The organism is Protofrankia sp. CiP3 (assembly GCF_917627345.1).
Lineage (GTDB): Bacteria > Actinomycetota > Actinomycetes > Frankiales > Frankiaceae > Protofrankia.
Map to the genome: position 1 here is coordinate 1 of NZ_CAKJTM010000111.1, position 5074 is coordinate 5074.

Here is a 5074-nt window from a genome sequence, read left to right on the forward strand (position 1 = left end):
AGCCCGGCCCCGCGCCCCACGCCGACACCACCTGGCGCACCTTCCTGCGAACCCAGGCCAGCGGCCTACTGACCACCGACTTCTTCCACCTGGACACCATCGCGGTGCGCCGGCTGGACGTCCTGTTCGTGATGGAGATCCAGACGCGCCGCGTCCACATCCTCGGAGTCACCGCCTCCCCGACCGGAGCCGGGGTCAGCCAGCAGGCACGCCGCTGCGGACACCTCTCTTAACCGGCTAATCGAGGGAGCGTCGCCTGTGAGACACGCTGTCGACAGCGTTCGTGGGCCGGATGCAAGACGGTGGAGCAGCAAGCGGGCGCGACTGCCTCAATGCCCGGGGCGGCAGCGGCAATCGCGGAGAGCTATGGGTTTGCGCCTTTGATGTGTGGTTGTAGGTGTAGCGTGCCGTGTCGTCACGAGGTAGGTGCTCATATCTGGGGGGGTGCGGCGGTGGCGCGGGTGTTCATCAGCCATGCCAGCGAGGACCTGGGCGTCGCCCTACGGATCCGGAACTGGCTGCGCGATGACCACCACGTCTTCCTGGACCGGGACCTGGCCGAGGGCCTGGAGGTCGGGGAGGACTGGCAGGACCGACTGTTCGAGGAGTTGCGCCAGGCCGACGCGGTGGTGTGCGTGGTCACGGCGGCGTTCGCCGCCTCGCCGTGGTGTTCGGCGGAGGTCGGGATCGCCTCCTGGGCGGGTATCCGCCTGTTGCCGGTGCGGGCCGAGGCCGGTGCGACGCACCGGCTCGTCGCCTACGTGCAATACGCCGACCTGGCCGGTGACCCCGAGCGGGCACGAGTGGAGCTGGTCGGCGCGCTGGCCCGGCTCGACGCCAGCGGCGGGGCGGGGCGTGCCGACGGATCGCCGTACCCGGGGCTGCGGGCGTTCGACGCCGACATGGCCAGACTGTTCTTCGGCCGGCGCGCGGAGACCCGGCGGCTGGCCGAGCTGGTCCGCGCCCCGGTGGAGCAGGCCGGTGCCGGGCTGCTCGCCGTCGTCGGCCCCTCGGGCGCGGGCAAGTCGTCCCTGGCCCGCGCCGGGCTGGCGCCACTCGTCGGTGCCGACGCCGACTGGGCGGTGCTGCCGGCCGTGGTCCCCGAACACGACCCGGCCGCCGCGGTGGCCCGCGCGCTGTTCGCCGCCGGCCGCGACGAGCTCGGGTGGGTGCTGCCGGACGTCCACGAGCTGTTCGGCGGCGACGACGGGTTGCGCCGGGGCGCCGCGGACCTGCTCGCCGCGCGGGGCGCGAGCCACCTACTGGTCGTCGTCGACCAGGCCGAGGAGCTGTTCACCAGCTGCGACGCGGCTACCGCGGCCCGGTTCGCCCGGTTGCTGCGCGCGGCGTCGGCCGGGCCGGTGCGGGTGGTGGCGACGCTGCGCTCGGAGTTCCTCGACCCGTTGCTCACCCTGGCCTCCGCCGCAGAGCTGCGGGTAACGCCGTTCCCGCTCGCCCCGCTCGAACCCGGCATGCTGCCGCTGGTCGTTACAGGCCCTGCCCGGGTCGCCGGGATCGGTGTCGACGACGAGCTCCTCACCCGCCTCGTCGCCGACACCGGCGGCGGCGATGGCCTGCCGCTGCTGGCGTTCGTCCTCGCCCAGCTCGCTGAGGGCGTGGGCCGGGGCGGGCGGTTGTCCGCGGCCCGCTACGACGCCCTCGGCGGCGTCTCCGGCGCGCTCGCCCGGCAGGCGGATGCGGCGCTGGCCACCGCCTGTTCGGCCGGCGGGCTCACCACAGGGCAGGTTCTCGACGGGCTGCTCCGGCTGGTCGCCGTCGACGGCAGCGGCACCGCGACCCGCCGCAGGGTCGACCCCGGCCAGCTACCCGAGCCACTCCGGGACGCCCTCGAGCACTTCGTCCAGGCGCGGCTGCTCACCGCGGACAGGGACGACGAGGGCGGCGGCCCTGTGCTCACCGTCGCCCACGAAAAGATCCTCACCGAATGGAAGCCGCTCGCCGACGCCGTCGCCAACGCCGCCGACACGCTGCGCACACGCAACGACGTCGAGGACGACGCGACCGCCTGGCAGGCCCGTGGGCGGCCCGACGACCACCTGTGGGAACAAGGCCGGGTCGACGTCGCCGAACGCGTCCTCGCCCCCACCGACGTCACCCCCGCCGGCGCCCAGTTCCTTCAGGCCAGCCGCCGGCGCAACACCCGCCGCCGACGGCGGACCATCCGCAACCTCGGCGTGCTGCTCGTCGCGGCTCTCGCCGCGGCCGTCTTCGGCCTCACGCAATGGCAGGTCGCGCTCGGCGGCGAGCGCAGCGCCGAACACGCGCGGCTCGCAACCTCCGCCAACGCCCTGACAGTCGTCGCCGACCAGCTCCGCGACACCGACCCCTTCGCCGCGCTGCGTTACGGCGCCGCCGCCGAATCGATCGCTGAGACGCCTGTCACGGCCGCGAGCCTGCGCGGCACCCTCCTCGACACCAGCCAGATCGACGCCGCCCTGACCACTCAGGGTGCCGCCTTCTCGGTGGCCTTCGCCCCGGGCGGGGCCACCCTCGCCGTCGCCACCGCAACCCACCAGCAGGGTGACAGTAGCGGCCAGGGTGCGGTGGTGCTCCTCGACGTCGCCGACCCGGCCCACCCCCGCCAGCTCGGCGAGCCGGTCCCCACCGGCCCCGTCGGCGTCGGGCCGCTGGCCTTCGCCCCGGGCGGGGCCACCCTCGCCGTCGCCACCGGCCAACAGCGGAGCGACGGCAGCCTGTCGGGTGCGGTGGTGCTCCTCGACCTCTCCGACCCGGTCCACCCCCGCCGGCTCGGCGACCCGGTCCCCACCGGCGGCGCGGCCCTATCGGTGGCCTTCGCCCCGGGCGGGGCCACCCTCGCCGTCGCCACCGTCCAGGAGCGAGGTGGCAGTGGCCAGGGTGCAGTGGTGCTCCTCGACGTCGCCGACCCGGCCCACCCCCGCCAGCTCGGCGAGCCGGTCCCCACCGGCCCCGTCGGCGTCGGGTCGCTGGCCTTCGCCCCGGGCGGGGCCACCCTCGCCGCCACCACCACCCAGCGGCACCTCGGCGGAGACAATGTCAACAGCTGGTCGAGCGCGGTGGTGCTCCTCGACGTCTCCGACCCGACCCACCCCCGCCAGCTCGGCGAGCCGATCCCCACCGGCGGCCGTGTCATGTCGCTGGCCTTCGCCCCGGGCGGGGCCACCCTCGGCGCCGCCACCTTCCAAGAACGAAGCGATGGCAACAGCCAGGGTGTGGTGGTGCTCCTCGACGTCACCGACCTCCACCACCCCCGCCAGCTCGGCGAGCCGGTCCCCACCGGCGGCGACGCAGCCCTATCGGTGGCCTTCGCCCCGGGCGGGGCCACCCTCGCCGTCGCCACCGGCCAACAGCGGAGCGACCGCAGCGTGTCGGGTGCGGTGGTGCTCCTCGACGTCTCCCACCCGGCCGCCCCCCGCCAGCTCGGCAAGCCGGTCCCCACCACCGATGCCGGCGGGCTGGGGGCCTCGGCGGCCTTCGCCCCGGGCGGGGCTGTCTTCGCCGTCGCCTCCGGCCAACAGCGAAGTGACGGCAGCGTGTCGGGTGCGGTGGTGCTCCTCGACGTCTCCGACCCGGTCCACCCCCGCCGGCTCGGTGACCCGGTCCCCACCGGCACCGACGATGCCGGGTCGCTGGCCTTCGCCCCGGGCGGGGCGACCCTCGCCGCCACCACCGTCCAACAGCGGGGCTACAGCAGCCGGGGTGCGGTGGTACTCCTCGACGTCGCCGACCCGGCCCACCCCCACCGGCTCGGCGACCCGGTCCCCGTCGGCACCGACGACGTCGGGTCGCTGGCCTTCGCCCCGGGCGGGGCGACCCTCGCCGCCGCCACTCGGCAATGGGAAGGCGGCAGCTGGTCGGGTGCGGTGGTGCTCCTCGACGTTTCCGACCGGACCCATCCCCGTCAGCTCGGCGAGCCTGTCCCCACCGGCGGCGACGTCGGGTCGGTGGCCTTCGCCCCCGGCGGCGCCACCCTCGCCGCCGCCACCACTCAGGAGCGGGGCGGAGGCAACAGTCAGGGTGCGGTGGTACTGATCGACGTCTCCGACCCGGCCCACCCCCACCGGCTCGGCGACCCGGTCCCCACCGGCACCATCGGCGTCGGGTCGCTGGCCTTCGCCCCGGGCGGCGCCACCCTCGCCGCCGCCACCACTCAGGAGCGGGGCGGAGGCAACAGTCAGGGTGCGGTGGTGCTCCTCAACGTCTCCGACCCCGCTCACCCCCACCGGCTCGGCGACCCGGTCCCCACCCGCGACATCGGCGTCGGGTCGCTGGCCTTCGCCCCCGGCGGCGCCACCCTCGCCGCCACTAACCTGCGGTGGGATCCTCACAAGAGTCAGGGTGCGGTGGTGCTGATCGACGTCACCGACCCGGCCCACGCCCACCAGCTCGGCGACCCGATCATCACCGACAGCGACACAGCCGGGTCGCTGGCCTTCGCCCCGGACGGGGCCACCCTCGTCACCACCACCCGGCAGCGGGGTGACAGCAGCAACAGCCAGGGTGCGGTCGTGCTCATCGACGTCACCGACCCGCACCACCCTCACCAGCTGGGCGACCCGATCCCCGCCGGCACCGACGTCGGGTCGGTGGCCTTCGCCCCGGGCGGGGCCACCCTCGCCGCCACCACTCGGCAATGGGAAGGCGGCAGCCGGTCGGGTGCGGTGGTGCTCCTCGACGTCACGGAGCTGACGTGGTCACGAGTCGATCGGGTGGAGGCTGCCTGCAGACGGACCGGCGGTGTCGGCCTTGCCCAGGACGACTGGAACCGCTATGTGCCCGATCGCCCATACCGGAACCCCTGCTCGAAATGACGAGACTGGGCGTTTGGCTCTGGGAGTGCGTTCTGGATCCGGCCAACTCTTCGTGAACGACTGCCTCGTCGCCTCCCGCGCAGCGCAGACGGTCTCCGTGCGCCTGCTGCCCTCGGCGGGACAGCCGCGACTACCGCCCGAAGTCTTGAGCGATTCGGCCGTATACGGTAGCAACCGCAGGGAGATCGGTAGAGGGTAGCCCAGGAATGAGGCTGCGGGTGCCGAAAAGCCTGTCCGCGCAGGTCAAGCAGCATGTTCATACT

The 5074-nt window shown here is 74.3% G+C and carries 1 protein-coding gene and 1 pseudogene; both read left to right on the plus strand.

Translation table 11 applies throughout. The features are described from left to right. Window positions 1-212 (plus strand): annotated as a pseudogene (locus MJ797_RS22920) (integrase); the annotation flags it as partial. Between the two features lie 240 nt (window positions 213-452). Continuing rightward, complete coding sequence (locus MJ797_RS22925; protein WP_239341089.1) at window positions 453-4811, plus strand: TIR domain-containing protein; 4359 nt, start codon at window positions 453-455, stop codon at window positions 4809-4811. The last annotated feature ends 263 nt before the right edge of the window (window positions 4812-5074 follow it).